General features: G+C 72.0%; 18 protein-coding genes. 9 read left to right on the forward strand and 9 right to left on the reverse strand.

The annotated features are described in order from the left end of the window. A partial coding sequence (locus tag ACWCSD_RS13075; protein ID WP_449914654.1) for an MFS transporter occupies nucleotides 1-1262 on the reverse strand: 1262 nt, incomplete at its 3' end. A gap of 52 nt (nucleotides 1263-1314) precedes the next feature. On the opposite strand from ACWCSD_RS13075, the gene ACWCSD_RS13080 reads away from it, so the two are divergent. The 6 genes from ACWCSD_RS13080 to ACWCSD_RS13105 all read left to right on the forward strand — a co-directional run bounded on the left by ACWCSD_RS13080 (nucleotide 1315) and on the right by ACWCSD_RS13105 (nucleotide 6507). Continuing rightward, a complete protein-coding gene (locus ACWCSD_RS13080) occupies nucleotides 1315-2022 on the forward strand; it encodes a DUF1838 family protein (RefSeq protein WP_358285265.1) in 708 nt (235 codons plus the stop codon). Beyond that, nucleotides 2019-2432, forward strand: coding sequence for an HIT family protein (locus tag ACWCSD_RS13085; protein WP_397163867.1), 414 nt, complete (start codon nucleotides 2019-2021; stop codon nucleotides 2430-2432). Before ACWCSD_RS13080 ends, ACWCSD_RS13085 begins: the two co-directional genes overlap by 4 nt. Nucleotides 2433-2478: 46 nt before the next feature. Then, nucleotides 2479-3657 carry a sensor histidine kinase gene (locus ACWCSD_RS13090; RefSeq protein ID WP_352356966.1) on the forward strand — a complete coding sequence of 393 codons (1179 nt, stop codon included), beginning with the start codon at nucleotides 2479-2481 and terminating at the stop codon, nucleotides 3655-3657. Between the two features lie 111 nt (nucleotides 3658-3768). Beyond that, on the forward strand, nucleotides 3769-4518 hold the full coding sequence (locus tag ACWCSD_RS13095) for a LytR/AlgR family response regulator transcription factor (RefSeq protein WP_352324464.1): 750 nt from the start codon (nucleotides 3769-3771) through the stop codon (nucleotides 4516-4518). Next, a complete protein-coding gene (locus tag ACWCSD_RS13100) occupies nucleotides 4515-5000 on the forward strand; it encodes a hypothetical protein (protein WP_397163870.1) in 486 nt (161 codons plus the stop codon). Before ACWCSD_RS13095 ends, ACWCSD_RS13100 begins: the two co-directional genes overlap by 4 nt. Nucleotides 5001-5019: 19 nt before the next feature. Then, on the forward strand, nucleotides 5020-6507 hold the full coding sequence (locus ACWCSD_RS13105; protein ID WP_357964520.1) for a sodium/solute symporter: 1488 nt from the start codon (nucleotides 5020-5022) through the stop codon (nucleotides 6505-6507). A 1770-nt stretch (nucleotides 6508-8277) separates the two neighbouring features. Here the strand turns inward: ACWCSD_RS13105 and ACWCSD_RS13110 are convergent. Next, on the reverse strand, nucleotides 8278-9270 hold the full coding sequence (locus ACWCSD_RS13110; protein ID WP_449914661.1) for a LacI family DNA-binding transcriptional regulator: 993 nt from the start codon (nucleotides 9268-9270) through the stop codon (nucleotides 8278-8280). Between the two features lie 11 nt (nucleotides 9271-9281). Between ACWCSD_RS13110 and ACWCSD_RS13115 the strand changes: the two genes are divergently transcribed. The 3 genes from ACWCSD_RS13115 (at nucleotide 9282) to ACWCSD_RS13125 (ending at nucleotide 12592) form a co-directional block, all read left to right on the forward strand. Continuing rightward, nucleotides 9282-10460: a trans-sulfuration enzyme family protein gene (locus ACWCSD_RS13115; RefSeq protein WP_397163874.1), complete on the forward strand. Its 1179-nt coding sequence runs from the start codon at nucleotides 9282-9284 to the stop codon at nucleotides 10458-10460. 165 nt (nucleotides 10461-10625) lie between these two features. Next, the gene (locus tag ACWCSD_RS13120; protein ID WP_397163875.1) at nucleotides 10626-10955 is read left to right on the forward strand and encodes a DUF485 domain-containing protein; all 330 of its coding nucleotides are present in this window, start codon (nucleotides 10626-10628) and stop codon (nucleotides 10953-10955) included. A gap of 17 nt (nucleotides 10956-10972) precedes the next feature. After that, on the forward strand, nucleotides 10973-12592 hold the full coding sequence (locus ACWCSD_RS13125) for a solute symporter family protein (protein ID WP_387665301.1): 1620 nt from the start codon (nucleotides 10973-10975) through the stop codon (nucleotides 12590-12592). Between the two features lie 145 nt (nucleotides 12593-12737). Here ACWCSD_RS13125 and ACWCSD_RS13130 read toward each other — a convergent pair whose 3' ends face one another. From ACWCSD_RS13130 to ACWCSD_RS13160, 7 genes are all read right to left on the reverse strand, one after another. Continuing rightward, the gene (locus ACWCSD_RS13130; RefSeq protein ID WP_352324453.1) at nucleotides 12738-13325 is read right to left on the reverse strand and encodes a GTP-binding protein; all 588 of its coding nucleotides are present in this window, start codon (nucleotides 13323-13325) and stop codon (nucleotides 12738-12740) included. Further along, a complete protein-coding gene (locus tag ACWCSD_RS13135) occupies nucleotides 13306-13683 on the reverse strand; it encodes a DUF742 domain-containing protein (RefSeq protein ID WP_352356948.1) in 378 nt (125 codons plus the stop codon). Before ACWCSD_RS13135 ends, ACWCSD_RS13130 begins: the two co-directional genes overlap by 20 nt. Beyond that, a complete protein-coding gene (locus ACWCSD_RS13140; RefSeq protein ID WP_358285281.1) occupies nucleotides 13680-14099 on the reverse strand; it encodes a roadblock/LC7 domain-containing protein in 420 nt (139 codons plus the stop codon). The genes ACWCSD_RS13135 and ACWCSD_RS13140 overlap by 4 nt, the downstream gene beginning before the upstream one ends. A gap of 34 nt (nucleotides 14100-14133) precedes the next feature. Next, complete coding sequence (locus ACWCSD_RS13145) at nucleotides 14134-16419, reverse strand: sensor histidine kinase (protein ID WP_449914665.1); 2286 nt, start codon at nucleotides 16417-16419, stop codon at nucleotides 14134-14136. A 187-nt stretch (nucleotides 16420-16606) separates the two neighbouring features. Next, the gene (locus tag ACWCSD_RS13150) at nucleotides 16607-18121 is read right to left on the reverse strand and encodes a prenyltransferase/squalene oxidase repeat-containing protein (RefSeq protein WP_397163879.1); all 1515 of its coding nucleotides are present in this window, start codon (nucleotides 18119-18121) and stop codon (nucleotides 16607-16609) included. Further along, nucleotides 18118-18945 (reverse strand): terpene synthase family protein, encoded by an 828-nt coding sequence (locus ACWCSD_RS13155; RefSeq protein WP_449914667.1) that lies wholly within the window; start codon nucleotides 18943-18945, stop codon nucleotides 18118-18120. The genes ACWCSD_RS13150 and ACWCSD_RS13155 overlap by 4 nt, the downstream gene beginning before the upstream one ends. Further along, the gene (locus ACWCSD_RS13160; RefSeq protein ID WP_397163883.1) at nucleotides 18942-20264 is read right to left on the reverse strand and encodes a cytochrome P450; all 1323 of its coding nucleotides are present in this window, start codon (nucleotides 20262-20264) and stop codon (nucleotides 18942-18944) included. The genes ACWCSD_RS13155 and ACWCSD_RS13160 overlap by 4 nt, the downstream gene beginning before the upstream one ends. Nucleotides 20265-20364: the final 100 nt, after the last annotated feature.

The following is a 20364-nucleotide window of genomic DNA, read 5'->3' on the forward strand; positions in this document are numbered from 1 at the left end:
CGGATCGTGCTCTGGAGCCCGGAGGCCACGCCGGAGCGGCGGGCGGGCACGTCGGCGAGCATCGCGTTCGGGAGCTGGGCCGAGGCGAAGCCGACGCCGACGCCGTACAGGACGAGCCACGGCACCAGCGTCCACGGGCCGAGCGAGGGGGAGACGGCCAGGCCGATCGCGATCGCGCCCACGGCCTCCAGGACGAGCCCCAGCCGCACGATGACCCTGGGCGCCAGGTCGAGCCGCGGGACGACGCCGCCCGCCAGGAACGTGCCCCCGGCCAGCGAGGCGATGATCAGGCCGGTGGCGAACGCGGTGAACCCCATGGCCGCCTGCAGGAACAGCGGCAGCACCAGGATCAGGCCGAACTCGCCGAGACTGATGATCATCGCGGCGGCGCCGCCGTACCTGAAGGAGGGGATGGCGAACAGCGACAGGTCCAGCACGACCGGGCGGCCCGATCGTGCCCGCGAGCGCTCGACCAGCAGCAGCGCGGCCAGCGCGAGCGCCGCGAGCCCGAAGGCGAACGGGATCGGCGAGACGCCGCCGAGCGGCCAGGTCCACCCGAACAGCGTGGCCTCGCCGGTCGGCGTGAACCAGCCGTAGCGCTGGCCCTCGATCAGGCCGAACACCAGCGCGGCCGGGCCGACCACCGACAGCAGCACGCCGGGGACGTCCGAGCCGCCCGCCGCCGCGTCCTTCGATTCGGGCACCCGGGCCGTGCCGAGCAGCACGAGCAGGCCGATCGGCAGATTCACCCAGAACGCCCAGCGCCAGCCGAAGTCGGTCACCACCCAGCCGCCGAGCAGCGGGCCGAGCGCGGCCATGCCGCCGATGATCGAGCCCCAGACGGCGAAGGCGATCGTCCGGCGCGAGCCCGTGTAGAGGGAGTTGATGATCGCCAGCGTCATCGGGACCACCATCGACGCCCCGACGCCCTGGACGACGCGGGCGGCGATGAGCAGCGCGCCGCTCGGCGCGGAGGCGGCCAGCATGCTCGCGGCCAGGAACACCACCAGGCCGACGGCGAACATGCGGCGCCTGCCGTGCACGTCGCCGGTCCGGCCGAGGGGGATGAGCAGGGAGGCGAAGGCCAGGGAGTAGATGGAGTTGACCCATTCGACGTCCGTGGCCGACAACCCCAGATCGCCCATGATCGCGGGGACGGCGACGTTCACGATCGTCGCGTCGATGATGATCATCGACATTCCGACGCCGAGCACGATCAGCGGGAGCCAGCTCTGCCGGGTCCGCTCATTTAGCGACACCATGTCTCTAAAGATAGCAACATGCTGTCTCGAAGCAAGGGGTAAGCTCCGGATCATGGACTTCATCCGGGTGCGTGCCTCGGCCGACGGCGCCGAGACGATCTCCTACTGGACCGGCGACGTCTACGGCTGGCAGGACGACGACGGCCCCCATCACCTGTTCGGCTTCGAGGGGCTGAACGTGGCGCGGGCGCGCCCGGCCGACGGCGGCTGGGAGCTGCTGACCAGGGAGGCGGCGCTCTACCTCGACCCGAGGACCAGGGAACCGATCGACGTGTGGGACAACCCGCTCACCGGGCGGTCCGTCGAGGTGCAGCACGTCTTCAACGACCCGGTCAACCAGCGGCTCGGGGCCTATCCGGTGCCGGTGACGCGGTTGGGGGAGCAGGTCGTCTACAACGCCGACATCCGCCTTTCCTATCCTTCGCCACTACCTGTCGCGAAATATCCGGAAAACTCGGCTCGGGACACGTATCGGGCGTTGGAGCTCTTCCAGTTCTTCGCCTCGGCCGCCGACGTCGAGTCCGGCATGCCCGACGTGCCGGCGGTCTTCTCCTGGTGCCGGGTCTCGCCCTGGCTGCCCTGGATGGCCATGGGACAGCGGCCGGGCGGGCTGGTCTACCACTGCCGCGGGGCCAAGGTCGCCGACGTCCCCGGGCGGCTGCGCGACCGCGTCGGCGAGCGCTTCCTGCACGCCCCCGACGAGTGGACCGCGCCCAACATGACGAGCTGGACGGCCTTCGCCGATAAGGTCGGGCGGTGAGCACCGACCTGTTCTGCGAGATCATCGCCGGCGCGCGTCCCGCCCACGTGGTGAGCGCCGACGAGGTGGCCGTCTCCTTCCTCGACACCCGCCCGGTCTTCAAGGGGCACGTGCTCGTCGTGCCCCGGCTGCACGTCGAGACGCTGGCCGACCTCGCCGACGTCGGGCCGTTCTTCTCCCGGGTGCAGGCCATGGCCAGGGCCGTGGAGGAGGGGCTGGAGGCGGCCGGCACGTTCGTGGCGATGAACAACCGGATCAGCCAGAGCGTGCCCCACCTGCACGTGCACGTCGTGCCGCGCAACCGCAAGGACGGGCTGCGCGGCTTCTTCTGGCCGCGCACCGCCTACGAGTCCGCGCAGGAGGCCGAGACCTACGCGGCGGCCGTCGCCAAGGCGCTGGCGGCCGAGTGAGGGCGGCGGGCGGCACGGGCGGCGGCGGGCGCTAGGCTCGGGGCGCGTGGAGTACCTGGTCGGCGTCGCCGTCGTGGCCGTGCTGGTGGGCGTGCCCGCGATCGTGCTCTGGCGCGTCATGCGGGGCCGCCGCGAGCTGGGCACCAGCCCGGCCGAGCGGGCCACGTTCGAGACCCTGCACACCGCCTCCATGGCCGGGCCGCCGCTGCGGGCCGGGCTGACCCCCGAGGGCGCCGAGCGCGCCTCCCGCCACCTGCGCGCGCTGCTCGGCTCGGCCGCGCTCGCGATCACCGACCGCGAGCGCCTGCTCGTCTACGACGGCGCCGGCGACCACCACGCCGCCCAGGCGTTCGAGCACGCCGCCGCCACCTTGCGGGACGGCCGCACCCAGGTGCTCACCATCGACTGCGAGCTGCTCGAATGCCCGATCCGGCACGCCGTCGTCGTCCCGCTGACCACCGACGACCGCCTGGTCGGCGCGCTGGCCGCCTACGGGCAGAACGCCTCGGCCGGCCTGGTCAGGGCGGCGCAGGAGGTGGCCGGCTGGGTGAACTCGCAGCTGGAGCTGGCCGAGCTCGACCGCTCGCGCACGCTGCTCATGGAGGCCGAGGTCCGGGCCCTGCGCGCGCAGATCTCGCCGCACTTCATCTACAACTCGCTCACCACGATCGCCTCCTTCGTCCGTACAGACCCCGAACGCGCCCGCGAGCTGCTGCTGGAGTTCGCCGACTTCACCCGCTACTCCTTCCGGCGGCACGGCGAGTTCACCACGCTGGCCGAGGAGCTGCACTCGATCGAGCGCTACCTCACCCTCGAACACGCCAGGTTCGGCGACCAGTTGCAGGTCACCCTGCGCATCGCCCCCGAGGTGCTGCCGGTCGCGGTGCCGTTCCTGTGCCTGCAGCCGCTGGTCGAGAACGCCGTCCGGCACGGCCTGGAGAGCCGCAACGGCGTCGGCCGCATCACGATCATCGCCGAGGACGCCGGCGCCGAGTGCCGCATCAGCGTCGAGGACGACGGCCTCGGCATGGACCCCGACCGGCTGCGCCGCATCCTGGCCGGCGAGATCGCCCCCACCGGCGGCGTCGGCCTGGCCAACGTCGACGAACGGCTCCGCCAGGTCTACGGCGACGAGTACGGCCTGGTCGTCGAGACCGGCACGGGCGCGGGCACCAAGGTCAACGTGCGCCTGCCGAAGTACCACCCCGGCGTCTCGGCCCGCTGACCTCCCGCCGACTTCCCACACCTGCCCCCACCTGTGACCCCGCCGTGACGGCCTTGACGTTTGGTGCGGGTTTCATCACTGTCTAATGCATTCGAGGTGTGAGGAGTGAGTGTGACCGGGCTGCGCGTCCTGGCGGTGGACGACGAGCTCCCCGCGCTGGAGGATCTGTCCTACCTGCTCCGCGCCGACGCCCGCATCGGCGAGGTGGTGACGGCGCGCGACGGGGCGGCCGCGCTGCGCCTGCTGGACCGCGGCATCGCCGAGGGCCGCCCGATCGACGCCGTCTTCCTCGACATCCGCATGCGCGGCCTGGACGGCGTCGTGCTCGGACGGCTGCTGTCGCAGTTCGCCAACCCGCCGCGGGTCGTGTTCGTCACCGCGTACGAGGAGCACGCGGTGGACGCCTTCGAGATCAAGGCCGAGGACTACCTGCTCAAACCGGTGCGTCCCGAACGGCTCGCCGAGGCCATCAGGCGCGTGGCGGTCTCGGCCGACGTGCCCGCCGAGACCGGCGAGAGCGACACCATCCCCGTCGAGCTGGGCGGCGTGACCCGGTTCGTCTCCAGCGCCGACGTCCTCTACGTGGAGGCCCAGGGCGACTACGCCCGGCTGCACACCGCGAACGGCAGCCACCTCGTCCGCATCCCGCTCGCCACGCTGGAGGAGCGCTGGGCCCCGGCCGGGTTCGTCCGGGTGCACCGCAGCCATCTGGTCGCCGTCAAGCACATCGAGGAACTGCACATCGACTCCGGCAGGTGCAGCGTGCGGGTCGGCGACACCGAGCTCCCGGTGAGCCGGCGGCACACCCGCGAGCTGCGCGACCTGCTGGTCCGCCGCGCCAGGAAGGGCAGGACGGAATGACCTCCGATCCCCGGCCGGGGCGTCCTGCGGGGTCGCCGCGCACCGACCCCGCCCGCCGCACCGATGCGACCCGCCGCACCGACGCCGCCCGCCGCATGGACGCCTTCCGCCGCTCCGAGACGCCGCGCCGGGTCAGCGTCACCAGCCCGCGCACCGCCGCCGCCCGCCGCCCCCGCTACCCGGCCACCAGGGAGATCGACGAGCAGACCCGCCTCGGCGAGGTCTACATGCGCTCGCTCCTGCGCACCCAGTTCCGGCTCGCCCTGTTCGTCTGCACCGTGCTGGCCTGCGTGGTCGGCGGCCTGCCGCTGCTGTTCCTGCTCATCCCCGAACTGCGCGAGGTGGACGTCCTCGGCGTCTCCCTGCCGTGGGCGGTGCTGGCCGGGCTCATCTACCCCGCCTTCGTCATCGGCGCCTGGCTGTACGTCCGCCAGGCAGAGCGCAACGAACGCCACTTCGCCGAGCTGGTGGAACGCCGGTGACCGGCGCGAAGGGCCCCTCGTGAGCCTCACCGCGGTGGTCGTCGTGATGGCGGCGGCCGTGCTCATCGGCGCGTACGGCATCAGGTTCTCCCGCACCACCTCCGACTTCTACGTCGCCTCCCGGACCGTCAGCCCCCTGTGGAACGCCTCCGCCATCGGCGGCGAGTACCTGTCGGCGGCCTCCTTCCTCGGCGTCGCCGGGCTCATCCTGTCCTACGGCGTGGACATGTTGTGGCTGCCCGTCGGCTGGACCGGCGGCTACCTGGTGCTGCTGGTGCTGGTGTCGGCGCCGCTGCGGCGCTCGGGGGCGTACACGCTGCCCGACTTCGCCGAGGCCAGGCTGGAGTCGATGACCGTGCGCAGGACCGCCAGCGTGCTCGTCGTCCTGATCGGATGGCTGTACCTGATGCCGCAGTTCCAGAGCGCCGGGCTGGTGCTGCGCACGATCACCGGGGCGCCGGTGTGGGCGGGCGGGCTGCTGGTCGCGGGGGTGGTGGCGGTGAACGTGCTGTCCGGCGGCATGCGGTCGATCACGTTCGTGCAGGCGTTCCAGTACTGGCTCAAGCTGACCGCGCTGGCCGTGCCGCTGGTGTTCCTGCTGCTGGCCTGGAAGGGCGACGGCGCGCCCGCCCTCAGCGTCCAGGACGCCACCACCTGGCAGATGCCGCTGGCCGGGGCCAAGGAGTACGGGCTCTACTCGACGTACTCGCTGATCCTGGCCACGTTCCTCGGCACGATGGGCCTGCCGCACGTGCTCGTGCGCTTCTACACCAACCCCGACGGCCGGGCCGCCCGCCGTACGACGCTGGTCGTGCTGACCCTGCTCGGCGCGTTCTACCTGCTGCCCGCCCTGTACGGCTGGCTCGGCCGCCTCTACGCCCCCGACCTCGTGCGCACCGACGCGGTCGTGCTCACCCTGCCCAGCCGCATGATCGGCGGCACGCTCGGCGACCTGCTCACCGCCCTCGTGACGGCCGGGGCGTTCGCGGCCTTCCTTTCCACGTCCTCGGGGCTGACCGTGTCCGTCGCCGGGGTGATCGCGCAGGACCTGCTGAAGGGCGGGGTGCGCTCCTTCCGGATCGCCACGCTCATGGCCGTCGCCGTGCCGCTGGCGCTGGCGTTGTGGGCGCGGGCGCTGCCGGTCGCGGACGTGGTGGGGCTGGCGTTCGCGGTGGCCGCCTCGTCCTTCTGCCCGCTGCTGGTGCTGGGCATCTGGTGGCGGCGGCTCACCACCACCGGGGCGCTGGCGGGGCTGTTCGTGGGGGGCGGGCTCGCCTGCTCGGCCGTGCTCGCCACGATCACCGGGGGGCCGTACGAGGGGCTCACGGGGGCGCTGCTGGCCCAGCCGGCTGCTTGGACGGTGCCGATCGCGTTCACGGTGATGGTGTCGGTGTCGTTCCTGACGCCGCACCGCGTGCCGCCGGGGGTGGCCCGCACGATGGTCCGCCTCCACACCCCGGAAAACCTCGACCTGGACCGCGGCGACTGGCACCCCCGCTCCCCATGACCCGCCCCCGGCCCTCCGGTCCCTCGTCCGCCCGCCGGTCCCGTGCCCGGGCCGTCGGTCCTGTGCCCGGGGCGTCGGTTGCGCGCCCGGCCGGCGCGCGGGAGCGTGCCGGTGGGCGTCTGCCCGCCCTTGCGCCCTCTCGCCCTTCACGACCAGCCCGCGGCGACGCCTCCCAAGCGCTCCGACGCCACCCCGTTTCCACTGGCGCCCTCGTTGTGCGCCACATCTCCGGCCCCCGCGCCGGCTCCGGCACCTCGTCCTCTCCCAGGGCCGCCTTCGGTCCCAGCGCCGCCCACGGCCGCCGCGCTGCCTGCTGCCCTCGATGAGGCTGGGCTTTCTTGAGCGCTCGCGGCTCGGGGCTTGCGGTCGCCTTCCGTGGGACGCGGGATGCCGCCCTGGTCATGGGGCTGTTCGCTCTGGGGCGGTGGGTCCAGGCCGGGGCGGTACGGGCCGGCGGCGCGTGCGGACGTGCTTCGGCCGGGCCAGGGCTGACTCGCCCCTTCCCTCGCGACGTCCGGCCGGGCCGACCCCTCTGGCTCGGTGTCGGGTGGGGCTGGGGTTCGGCCTGGGCGCGGCTGGGCCGTCCCCTGGGGTGGGACGTGCGGACGGGTCCACTCCTGCGGCGTGCTGCCGGGATGGGTCGCGGGCCGGCCGGGCTGGTGCTGCTGGCCTGACGCCTGCGGCGCGTGGGCGGGCTGGGCCGGCGCCTGTGACCGAGGGCCGGGCTGGGACGGTATCCGGTGGGCGAGGCCCGGATGGGACGGCTCCTGCGGCGGAGGGTCCAGACCCGGGCGGTCACCGACGCCGGCGGGCGGTGTCTTGGAACGGCCGGGCCCCGGGTCTCGGCCGCCGGACCGCATCGCGTGGGTACGACTGCCCGCAGTCGAGGGCATGACGTCCTGGGCCTGACGGAAGGGCTCATGCGGCGTGGTGCCCGCGGCAGGCGGTTCGTGCGGTGTGGCGCTTGCGGTGGGGGGCTCGTCCGGGAGGGTTCCCTCGTCGGGGGCGAAGTACGGTCTGGTCGGGGGCGTCGGGTGGGAGGCGTCGCTGTGCCGGGCGGCCTGTTCGGTCATGGGTCTGGCGGCCGTGCCGGCGTGGGTCTCGACGTCGAGCACCTCGTGCCCCGGGACGGTGTGCGGGGCCTCCTCGACGGGGGCCGCGTGATGGATGGTCCGTCCGGTGGCCGCTCCCAGGTCGCCCGCGTGCTTTCGCTCCGGTCGCCAGGAGGGGGCGCCACCCCTCGGCCACCCCCGACGCACCCCGCCGCCCTCCTCCGGTCGGCCTCCCCACACCCCGCCTCCCCGCGCCGCCGAGGCAGGCGTCCCCGCAGCGGTCTTCCCCGAGGACAGGGAGTCCCGGGTGGAGGGGGTGGGCGTGGTGGGGAAGGCGTGGCGGGCGGTGCGGGGTGGGGGAGTGTCGGTGGTCGAGGGCAGGTGGTCCAGGAGGTGGGGGGCGGCGTTCAGGAGGTGGTCGATGAGGTGCGCCAGGTCGTCCAGCCGCACCCGCAGCGTCGCCCGCGCCCGCGCGCCGCCGCGCCGGGCGCCCGGGGCCCGGCCCTCCGGCCCGGCCTCCTCCACCCGCATCTCGGAGATCTCCAGGCAGACCTCAGGGCTCGGACGGGCGGGCGCCGACGCGCCGGAGCCGAGCGCCTGCTCCTCGGGCGTACGGTCATCGCGGTACGGGCTGCTCTCGGCCATGACCTGCGATTACCCCTCCCGTATCCCATCAGGCTCCGACATAAGGGGACTTGGGGGAGGTTTGACCGGAAGGTCAGGCAGGCGGCAACTCCCCGGACCCCCGGGCGACCAGCTCCACGGGAACCGTGATCCGCCGCGGCTCGCGGACGGGATCCAGCAGCAGCTCCACCGCGCCGCGCGCCAGCCGGCCGATGTCGTACCGCACCACCGTCACCCCCGGGCTGAACAGGCCGGCCAGCGCGAAGTCGTCGAACCCCACGTACGCCGGCCGCTCGGGACGCTCCCGCAACGCCTCCAGCACGCCGATCGCCGCCCGGTTGTTCGTCGCGAAGAACGCCGTCGGCGGGTCGGGCAGGTCGAGCAGCCGCCCCACCTCGTACGACACCCGCCCGGGATCGAACACCCCCCGCACCACCAGCGCCTCGTCGGCCGCCGCCCCCGCCTCGCGCAGCGCCGCCCGGTAGCCGCGGGCCCGGTCGTGCACCGAGCTCAGCCCGTCGTCGTCGGAGATCAGCGCGATGCGGCGGTGCCCATGGGCGAGCAGGTGCGCGGTGGCCGTCCGGCCGCCGCGCTCGTCGTCGAGCCTGACCACGTCGGCCCGGTCGAGCCCGCGCGGCACGCGGTCGACGAAGACCGTGCGCGGGCCGACGTGCTCGGCCAGCCAGGAGTGGTCGGCCGGCGAGGGCACGACGATCAGCGCGTCCACGCCCCGCGCGTGCATCGACTCGATCAGCATGCGCTCCTTGTCCGGACGCTCCTCGTACGAACCGAACACCACCAGCGCCTCGTGCCCGGCCGCGGCCGCCTCCACCGCGGCGGCGAGGCGGGCGTAGAACTCGTTGGAGATGTTCTCCATCACCAGGCCGAGCGTGAGCATGGTCGCACCGCGGGCCAGCCGGGCGGCGGCCTCGTTGCGGCGGAAGCCGAGCGCGCTGATCGAGTCGTGCACCCGCTGCTGCAGCGAGGCCCGGACGTGCGGCTCCTGGTTGACCACGCGGGACACCGTCTTCAGGCTGACGCCCGCGTGCCGGGCGACGTCCGCCATGGTGGGCTTACGCGTTGTCATAGTCTGCCCCCATGGAGGATGAATGGATCTGCGGCCGGATGGGCGAGGACGAGCCGTGGACACTGGGCGCGGTGAACCCGCCGGTGTTCGAGAACTCGTTGTTCACCTTCGGGACGGCGGCCGAGCTGGGAGCCGCGATCCGGGACGAGGACGAGCGGTACGTCTACGGCCGCGGCACCAACCCGACCGTCGACGTGGCGCAGCGCAAGCTGGCCGCGCTGGAGCGCGGTGAGCGGGCCAAGTGCTTCGGCTCGGGGATGGGTGCCATCTCGGCGACGATCTCCTCGATCGTCTCCGCCGGCGACCACGTGCTGGTGCTCGGCGCGGTGTACGGGCCGACCACGCAGTTCCTGCGCTACCTGGAGAAGTACGGCGTCACGCATACGCACGTCGACGACCTCGCGGGATGTGACAGCGCTATCAGGGCGAGTACCCGCCTACTCTACTTCGAGTCGCCCTCCTACATGGCGTACGCGATCGTGGACATCGCCGAGGTGGCGGCCTGGGCGCGCGGGCGCGGGCTCGTCACGGTCATGGACAACACCTGGTCCACGCCGCTGTTCCAGAAACCGCTGACGCTGGGCGTGGACCTGGTCGTGCATTCGCTCTCCAAGTACGTCGGCGGGCACAGCGACCTGGTCGGCGGCGTGGTGGTCGGCCCGGCCCGGCTGATCCGGCCGCTGGCGCTGACGGAGTACCAGCTCTACGGCGCGGCCATGTCGCCGCACGACGCGGCCAAGGTGATCAAGGGGCTGCGCACGCTGCCCGTGCGCATGGCCGCCCACCAGGAGCGGGGGCTCGCGGTGGCGGCGTTCCTGGAGGGGCATCCCGCCGTACGGGCGGTGAACCATCCGGGGTTGCCCTCGCATCCGGGCCATGCGACCGCGTTGCGGCAGATGTCCGGCTTCTCCAGCCTGTTCAGCATCGAACTCGCCACGGACGATCGCCAACAGGCCGCACTTTTCCTCGATAAATTGCGACATTTCAGGATCGGGGTGTCCTGGGGAGGCTTCGAGAGCCTTGTCAACGCCCCCGCCCTGACCGTCGAGGAGAGCGTACGGGCCACCATGGGCATCCCCGTCGGCCTGGCCCGCCTGTCGATCGGCCTGGAGCCCGCCGCGACCCTCGTCGAGGACCTGGATCAGGCGCTGAGCGCCCTGCCCGGCCCGCCGCGTCCGATATCGGGGTGAACGGAATACCCGACCGCTCATCGCGCCGAACAGACCTTTCACCGCAGGCCATCCCCAACTAATCGCGGTACGCGAGCGGCTCGCCGAACAGCACCCCCACGGCTCTCCACGACGGGTAGGTTGCGCTCTTACGTTGAGCGTGATCCGCATCACAGTGGAGGTCTCGTGACGACCAGAGAACATGACGCGTCCGTCTATGAACAGGTTCAGGAGAGCAGTGAGTTCCAGGAGTTGAAGCGGCGTTTCCGCCGCTGGACCTTCCCCATGACGGTGGCCTTCCTGGTGTGGTACCTGCTGTACGTGGTGCTGTCCGGCTGGGCCCGCGGCTTCATGGGCATCAAGTTGTTCGGCGATGTCAACGTCGGGCTGATCTTCGGGTTGCTGCAGTTCGTCTCGACGTTCCTCATCGCGTGGGCGTACGCCCGGCACGCCGAGAGGAAGCTCGACCCGATCGCCGACAAGCTCCGTCACGAGGTCGAGGAGAAGACGCAGTGAGTTCCACGACCCTGGGGATGATCCTCTTCCTCACCTTCGTCGCCGGCACCCTGGCCATCACGTTCTGGGCCAGCCGCCAGACCAAGACGGCCGCCGACTACTACGCGGGCGGCCGGTCCTTCAGCGGCGTCCAGAACGGCCTGGCGATCGGCGGCGACTACATGTCGGCCGCCTCCTTCCTCGGCATCGCCGGCATCATCGCCGTCTCCGGCTACGACGGGTTCCTGTACTCCATCGGGTTCCTGGTCGCCTGGCTGGTGGCGTTGCTGCTGGTGGCCGAGCTGATGCGGAACTCCGGCAAGTTCACCATGGCCGACGTGCTGGCGTTCCGGATGAGCCCGCGCCCGGTGCGCACGGCGGCGGGCGTGTCCACGATCGTGGTCAGCATCTTCTACCTGCTGGCCCAGATGGTCGGCGCGGGCGCGCTGGTCGGCCTGCTGCTCGGCATCACCAGCGAGGCCGGCAAGGTCTGGACGATCATCGGCGTCGGCGCGCTGATGATCGTCTACGTGGTGTTCGGCGGCATGAAGGGCACCACCTGGGTCCAGATCGTCAAGGCCGTGCTGCTGATGACCGGCGCCGCGCTGGTGACGCTGCTGGTGCTGGGCAAGTTCGGTTTCAACCTGTCGTCCCTGCTCGGCCAGGCCGCCGCCACCAGCGGCCCGAAGGCCAACCCCGGCAACTTCCTCATCCCGGGCCTGAAGTACGGCACCGACGCCCAGGGGCTCGCGGGCAAGATCGACCTGATCAGCCTCGGCCTCGCGCTGGTGCTCGGCACGGCGGGCCTGCCGCACATCCTCATCCGCTTCTACACCGTCCCCACCGCCAAGGACGCCCGCAAGTCGGTCCTGTGGGGCATCGGCATCATCGGCGTGTTCTACCTGCTGACCCTGGTGCTCGGCTTCGGCGCGGCGGCCATCGTCGGCAAGACCGACATCCTCAAGGCCGACAAGGCGGCCAACACCGCCGCCCCGCTGCTCGCCGAGCGGATCGGCGCGCAGATCTTCGGCGACGTCGGCGGCACGATCCTGCTCGCGCTCATCGGCGCCGTCGCCTTCGCCACGATCCTGGCCGTCGTCGCCGGCCTGACCCTGGCCTCCTCCTCCAGCTTCGCCCACGACCTGTACGCGCACGTCTTCAAGCGCGGCGGCGCCAGCGAGCGGCAGGAGGTCGTGGTGGCCCGCGTCTCGGCGCTGGTCATCGGCGCCATCGCGATCGGCCTCGGCATCCTCGCCCAGGGCCAGAACGTGGCGTTCCTGGTCGCCCTGGCCTTCGCCATCGCGGCCTCGGGCAACCTGCCGGCGATCCTCTACAGCCTGTTCTGGAAGAGGTTCAACACGGCGGGCGCGGTCGCGGCCATCTACGGCGGACTCGGCTCGGCGCTGATCCTGGTGATCTTCTCGCCGGTGGTCTCGGCCCCGCCGCCGCCCGCGGGCGCCGCGGTGACCGCGCTGATCCACGGCGTGGACTTCCACTGGTTCCCGCTGAGCAACCCGGGCATCGTCTCCATCCCGCTCGGCTTCCTGTTCGGCTGGCTGGGCACGATCCTCAGCAAGGAGTACAACGCCGCCAAGTACGCCGAGATCGAGGTGCGCTCGCTGACCGGCGTGGGCGCCGAGAAGGCCACCGAGCACTGACCTCGCCCTGTGCGTGACGGGGCCCGGCCGCTCACCGGCCGGGCCCCGTCCGCGTGCGAGACCAGCCGCACCCCGCCGGTGGACGTCCTGAACGAGCCCGGCGGACCCGCCCGCCCGCGAGGGACGGACGGGCCCGCCGGCCCGGTCAGCTTCCGACCGGCTCCGCGCGCAGCCGCGCCGAGTGCTTGACCAGCGTGATCAGCACCTCGCGGCTGGAGTCCCGCTTCCGCGCGTCGCACATCACGATCGGGATCGACGGGTTGAGCTGCAGCGCCAGCCGCACCTCGTCCAGCTCGAACGTCGGCGACCCCTCGAAGCAGTTCACCGCCACCACGAACGGCGTCCCGCGCCGCTCGAAGTAGTCGACCGAGGGGAAGCAGTCGGCCAGGCGGCGGGTGTCGGCCAGGATGACGGCCCCCAGGGAGCCCTCGGCCAGCTCGTCCCACACGAACCAGAAACGTTCCTGCCCGGGGGTGCCGAACAGGTACAGGACGTAGTCGGTGCCCAGGGTGATGCGCCCGAAGTCCATGGCCACCGTGGTGGTGCGCTTGGCCTCCACGGAGGTCAGGTCGTCGACGCCCACGCTGCGGTCGGTCAGCACCTCCTCGGTGCGCAACGGCCGGGTCTCGGACACGGCTCCGACCATCGTCGTCTTGCCCGCCCCGAACCCTCCGGCGATCAGGATCTTGATCGCCGTCGGGAGGCGCGGGCGCTCAGAGCGAGCGAAGACCATCGAGCACCGCCCTGTACATCTTCATGTCATGCATGTCCACCTCGGATTGCGGTTCCTGGGCAGAGACGAGTTCGCGGTCGAACAGGTCGCCGAGCAGCACGCGGATCGTGCCGGCCGGCAGGTTGAGGTGCGCGGCTATCTCGGCGACGGACTTGGGTTCACGGCAGAGCTGGAGAATGCGCAGGTGTTCGGGGTCCAGCCCGGCGTCGGGGCCCGGCGGCGGACCCACCGCCAGCGCCATGGAGATGAGGTCGAACTTGCCGTGCGCGGGCTGGGTCCGCCCGCGCGTGACGACGTAGGGCCGGATGATCTCCGGATCTATCCAGTGTTCGTCCGTGGACTCCTCCGTGGTGCTCACCGGTCGCTCCTGGCGACGGCCTCGGCGTTGCGCGCGCCGGAGGTGAGGTACTGGCCGACCCGCGCCACCAGCATCGCCATCTCGTACGCCACCAGCCCGATGTCGGCGTTCTGGGCGCACAGCACGGCCAGGCAGGCGCGTTCGCCCGCGGTCGTCACGATCAGGAACTGCGACTTCCACTCCACGACCGTCTGCCGCACCGCGCCGCCGGCGATGTGGTCCGCGACGCCCTTGGCCAGGCTCTGCAGGCCGGAGGCGACGGCCGACAGGTGCTCCCCGTCGGTGCGCTGCAAACCGGCGGACGAGGCCATGAGCAGGCCGTCGGAGGACAGCACGATGGCGTGCTCGGCCTCCTTGATCCGGCCGATCAGGTCGTCGAGCAGCCAGTTGAGGTCGGTGCCCGCGGTGGGCGTCATGTCGGGCCTCCCGTCGGGAGCCGGGCCGCGGCGGTCATGCCTCGCCTCCCGGCTGCTCTTCCATCAGCCTGGCCGCCTCGTTGCGGCCAAGACGGGTGCCTGACTGCAGGGATCCCATCATGGCGCGGATCTCCTCGGGCGAGCGCTCGTCATCGTCCTCCTCGAAGTCGGGCTGCGTCGGCGTGTCGTCCCGCAGCGCTGGCGCCAGGTTGGCCTGAGGGACTCGGAACGGCAGGCCGGACGGCGTGAACTCGGTCACAGGCTGCTGCTCCGGTTCCGCGGGCGGTTCTGGTTCAGGTGAAGGCGAGGGTGCTGGTGCCGGGAAGGGGGTGGCCACCGCGTGGAGCGGGGCGGACATGGGGGTGGGACGCGGCGGGGTCAGGGTGCGCACGTTCTCGGCGGGCCGCGCGACCGTCGCCAGCGTGGTCCCGGTGCTCGTCCGGCGCGGCAGGCTCGGCCGGGTGTCGCCCTCGGGGTGCCGCGGCGCCGGGTCGAGCTCGACGAGCTCCTGCGGCAGCAGCACCACGACCGTGGTGCCCCCGTACGGGGAGGGCTTGAGCACGACCTGGATGTCGTGCCGCCGGGCGAGCTGGCTGACCACGTAGAGCCCCAGCCGGGCGGTGCCGGAGATGCGGAACTCCGGCGGGTCGGCGATGCGCTCGTTGGCCGCGTCGAGGTCCTCGGGCTTCATGCCGAGCCCGCGGTCCTCGATCTCGATGACGTACCCGTTGGCCACGAGCTGGCCGCTGACCTGCACGTTCGTGTACGGCGGCGAGAACGACACGGCGTTCTCGATCAGCTCGGCCAGCAGGTGGATGACGTCACCGACGGCCCGGCCGACGAGCACGACCTCGCCCATCGGCATGAGCGTGACGCGGGTGTAGTCCTCGACCTCGGCCAGCGCGCCGCGCACCACGTCCACCATGGGGACGGCCCGCCGCCACGTACGGGCGGGCGACGAACCGGACAGGACGATCAGGTTCTCGGCGTTGCGCCGCATCCGGATGGCCAGGTGGTCCAGGCGGAAGAGCTCCTTCAGCTCCTCGGGGTCGGTCTCCCGGCGCTCCATCACGTCGAGGACGGTGAGCTGCCGGTGCACCAGGCCCTGGGTGCGGCGGGCGAGGCTGAGCAGGATGTCGCGGATGCTGCGGCGCAGCTCGGCCTGCTCGGCCGCGACGCTGACGGCGGTGTGCTGCATGGTGTTGAACGCCTGGCCCACCTGGCCGATCTCGTCGTCGCCGAACTCCAGCGCGGGCGCCTCCTTGGCGACGTCCACCTCCTCGCCGTGGCCGATGCGCTCGACGATGCCGGGCAGGCGCTCGTCGGACAGCTCGTGCGCGGCGTCGCGCAGCTTCTTGAGCTGGGCGAGCAACTGCCTGGTCGTGGTGATGGACAACACGATCGAGGCGATGACGGCGATCAGGCCGAGACCACCGGCCAGGAGCAGCCGCACGATGACGCCGATCGCGACGGGGACGATCCGGTCGAACAGGCGGTCACCGCCCGCGACCACCTGCGCGTGCATGCCGGAGAGCGTCGCGTCGGCCGCCACGCGCCAGCTCTCGCCGCTCACCGGAAGCGGACCCGCTCCCGGTTCGTGCCGGATGAGCTGCGCCTCCATGGTCTGCAGCCGGACGACGGGCTCGCTCTTCAGCCAGGCGTCGAAGGTGGCCCGGTCCTCGTCGGGCAGCTGGTTCAGCGCGTCGGTCAGCGTGTAGTGGAAGACGGCCGACATCCTGAGGAACTCGGCGTGGTCGTCGGCGGTGAACCCGCCCTTGGCGAACACCCCGGACAGCAGCGAGTCCTCGCGGGCCAGGAACTCCCGGGAGCGGTGCATGTCCGACAGCGCGCGGCCGTCCGCGGCGATGTCCTTGTCGTCGAAGGCGGCCACGGAGTCGTACATGCGGTACATCGCGTCGATCGTGGTGTTGTACTGCTGCGCCGCCCGGGACGGTTCCGTCTTGCCGGCGTCGATCGCCTTGCGCGCGGCCACGAGCTTGTCCAGCTCGGCGTTGACCGCGGCGATGCGCTGGACGAGCGAGTCTTCGGCGGCGAGGTCGACGACGTTGCCCTGGGCCATGGAGGTGAACTCGGCGCGCAGGGAGTCGGTCCTGGCTCGCTGGTCGCGCATGCCCTTGTCCACGACGCGGGATCCGGTGCCGAGGTGGGCGACGGTCAGCCGGCGCTCGCGCTGGAGCTCCACCAGCAGCGGCTCGCTCGGCTCGACGATCCTGCCGTCGACCGTCGCGGCCCCGAGCAGGTTGACGCCTTCCCGCAGCGTGACCCAGGCCGCGAACACCCACAACAGCGTGAGCGACACGATAAGCGCCGTGACTTTGGCCCGGACACTGGCATTACGGAAGCGCATGAAGCCCTCCGGAAGAAAAGACCGCGGGGTCAGCAGGCCATGTCAAGGCGGAAAAAGGGGCACTCCAGGAATCCGGCACTCGGATCACCCTAGCAACGCAGGAATACTGCCTCAACACGCTAGGGCACCATAAAGGGTATTATGTCCTGTTTTCGCATCTGGAATTTCCTTCGGTGCTACATATCGTGACATGCTGAGCGGCGATGACCGCTGCCCGCACGATGGCTGTCGGCGAGTAAAGCTCCTTGTCATGCCACAACGGAGGATAGTCGGATAAATTAGCTGTCCGATTCAGGTACTCATAACCGCGCCGCGCCGCCCCTGCGCACCGTTCGTCCGGCTCGGGGCCGGCCAGCAGGAGGGCCTGCATCCCGTACGCCGTCTCCTCCGGCCTGCCCGCCCACCGGCCCCAGGATCCGTCGGCCCGCTGCGTGGACAGGATCCACTCCCGCCCCTTGCGCACGGCCCCGGCGTATCGGGCGCCGCCGAACTCGCCGAGCGCCAGCATGCAGCTCAACGTGGCGTAGTACGGGGAGGCGTGCCACCTGTCGCTCCAGCTCCCGTCGGGCCGCTGCCGCTCGGCCAGCCACCTCGCCACCCGCTCGATCCGTGGCCGGTACGCCTCCCCGGCCGCCGGCCTGACCCGCGCGTACTGGCCGAGCGCGTCCAGCACGTGGGCGTTGACGCTGACGGACGTGCCGTCCTCCCCCTGCCAGGTGCAGAAGTGCGCGCCGGTGTCGAACGTCGTCAGCGACGAGGGCTCGTACGGGACCCCGAGCAGGGCCAGGGCGTAGAGCGCGACGCTGGTGGTGTCGGCGTCGGCGGGCAGACCGGCCCCGGCTGGGGTGCCCGCGGGCCCGATCGCGGCCCACAGGTCGGCCGTCATCTCCGGCGGCACGTCCACGGGGACGCCAGCCCTGAGCAGCCAGCTCAGCACCCAGGCCCGCTCGAAGACGGTGATCGGCAGCCCCACCGGCACCGGGCCGCCGTACCGTCCGGCGACGGCCCGCAGGTGGTGGAGGGCCGGGCCCGCGGCCTCGGGATCGGGCCGGGCCGACAGCCAGGCGGCGGTGGCCGCGGGCGAGGCGCCGACGGTGCCGATCGGCGCCGGTCGTATCGCCCCCGTCGCCCCGACGACCTCCAGCACGTGCTGGACCTTCTGCGGCGGCTCGGCGCCGGACGCCAGCAGCCGCCTGACCCGGGTGAGCCGGGTGGTGTCCATGGTGGGGGGCAGCGGCAGCGGGGAGCCCTCCGGACGGTGGCGGTTCACCAGCTCGACGAGGGCGGGGACGATCAGGTCGATGGCCGGCGTGTCCGGCGGCTCCGACGCCGCGGCCAGCATGGGACGCAACGCCTCCAGCCCGGCCTTGGCGGCCGGGAGCAGGAGGCCGTCGTCGCCGTCGCCGCGCGCGATCGCCGTGAGCAGGGCCTCCGTGGCGCTCAGCGTGGGCACCAGCCCGTAGCCGTCGGGCGCGCCCCAGGCGCCGTCGCCGTGCTGCTCCGCCAGCAGGTATGCCACCCGCTCCCGGTGCCCGGCCAGGCCGGGGGCGAGCGTGACCAGGCGGCCGGTCTCGTAGACCGACGGCGACACCTGGCCCCACGGCGTGGCCATCAGCTCGTTGACCAGGAGACAGGCCTGTTCGGAGAGGTTCACGTCGCCGCCCAGAAGTCGGACAGGCCGTAGAAGCCTGTGCTGTAGTCGATCTGCCATGCCAGGTAGTCGGCCGGGCGCGGATGGTCGCCGCGCAGCGGTTCGATCAGCGCGTGCGCCTCGCGGGCCAGCACGGCCATCCGCTCGGTCACCTCGTCGTGGGTCAGGCCTAGGGTGAACGCGTTGAAGTCGCCGTACGCCCGTTCCCGGTGGTGCGTGGCCAGGTCGTTGAGCAGACGCAGGTAGCGCTGCACCGCCTCGCCCGCCGGGCGCAGGACCTCAAGGTCACCCGGCGCGCCCACCTGGCCGGTGGCGATCCAGTGCGAGACGGCCACGAAGGAGGCGCCGCAGCTGTCGGCGTTGGCCAGGTACTCCTCGACGGCGGGCGGCTCGTCCGCGCGGCTCCACTCCCATTCGCGGGCCATGGCCGCGAGCATGCGCGCGAGCCGGTCACGCCAGGCCGACGCGAGCTCCGGCGTGGTGTCCAGCTCCGCCCGCAGGTCGGCGGCGAACGCGCCGGCCGGCCCGGCGGGGGACTCCGACAGGCAGTCGCCGATCAGCGCCGCGACCTCCTCGCGCGTGCCGGCCTCGTGGTCGATCAGCCGGTCCACCGCGAACACCAGCAGCGAGGCCCGGTTGACGGCCCGCAGCTCGGCGGCGGTCGCCAAGGGCGAGCCGAAGGCGCCGGCGAGGCCCAGGGACAGGTGCAGCCCGGCGTCGAAGGCGCCGGCGGGGAACAGGTCACCGAAGCGCGCGGCGTGCCCGGCCAGTTCCCGCCCGCCGGCCACGGCCAGGGCGCAGGCGCGGCCGATGTCGAAGGGGTTCACCGTCGCTTCTCCAGTGTCATGGTCAATCCGTGCGGCGGGCGCAGCGTGGAGGCCAGGCGCGGCACGATCGGCCGGTCGAGGTGCACGTGGGGGCGGTACCTGCGCAGGATGCCGGCGATGAGCAGCGGCGCCTTCAACGCGAACAGGTGCTGTCCCAGGCACACGTGCGGCCCGGCGGCGAAGGGCCAGTAGGCGTAGCGGTGCCGCCGGGCGTCCCCGCCGGGGGCGAAGCGTCCGGGGTCGAACGTGGCGGGGCGGTCCCAGAACTCCGGCAGCCGGTGCGTCAGGTAGGGGCTGAGGATCATCGTGGAGCCGGCCTCGACGCCGACCCCGCCGACCACGTCGGCCTCGACGGTCCTGCGGGGCAGGAGCCAGCCGGGGGGGTAGAGCCGCAGCAGCTCGCTGACGAACATCTTCAGGTACCGCAGGTGCGGCAGGTGGGCGATGCCGACTGGCTCGTCGCCCACCACGCGGTCCACCTCTTCGTACACCTTCGCGGCGATCTCCGGATGCGCCTGGAGCGTCGGCCAGACCCAGGACATCGCGGTGGTGGTGGTCTCGGTGGAGGCGCCGTGCATGGCGACGAGGTCGTCCCTGATGCGGCCGTCGCCGCCGTCGTCCGCCCTCGCTCTGACCAGGCGCGAGATCACGTCGTCGCCTTCCTCGTGGCGGGCCCGCGCGATGCAGCCGTAGACGACCTCGTCGATGGTCTTGATCGCTCGCCTGAACGCCCGGTCGCCCGGCAGCGGCACCCGGTGCGGCACGAACGGCAGCACCAGGCGCAGCGCCTTGGCGGTGACGGCGACGTCATAGGCCGGCGCCAGCCGGTCGATGTCCGCCATGGAGATCTTCGCCCCGAAGAACAGCCGCACGATCACCGGGTGCACCAGGGCGCCCATGCCTTCGGTCACGTCGAACGGCCGTCCGGGGACGACGGTCGTCTCGATCAGCTCGTCCATGATCCGGGCCATGTTCTCCGCCATGGCGTTGACGCGCCGGGCGGTGAACAGCGGCTGGAGGATCCGGCGGCTGTCGGCCCAGTTCTCGCCGTCGGACAGGATGCTCTCGCCGAGCAGGGGCACGAGCGGGTCCCAGAACATGCCCGCGCGCACGTAGTTGGCCTGGCGGACCGTGAGCACGTGCTCGACGTGGTCGGGGTGGGTGACGAGGTAGGGACGGAAGGGGCCCATGTTGAGCCGTACGACCCGGCCGCCGGCCTCGGCGCCGGCCTCTTCCAGCGCGTGTACCGGGATGCGGTGGTGTCTGCTGAGCCTGCCGAGGAAAGGGACAGTTCTGGTGGCAGTGGCATTGTCCGCCACGGGCGTGTCTCCTCTGCGCCCGTCTTACATAACGGACATTTAATGACGAAAGTTAAACTCAGGCTGGAGTATCACATGACCGTACATAGACATTCAAGAT

This window comes from Nonomuraea sp. NPDC001684 (assembly GCF_053596515.1).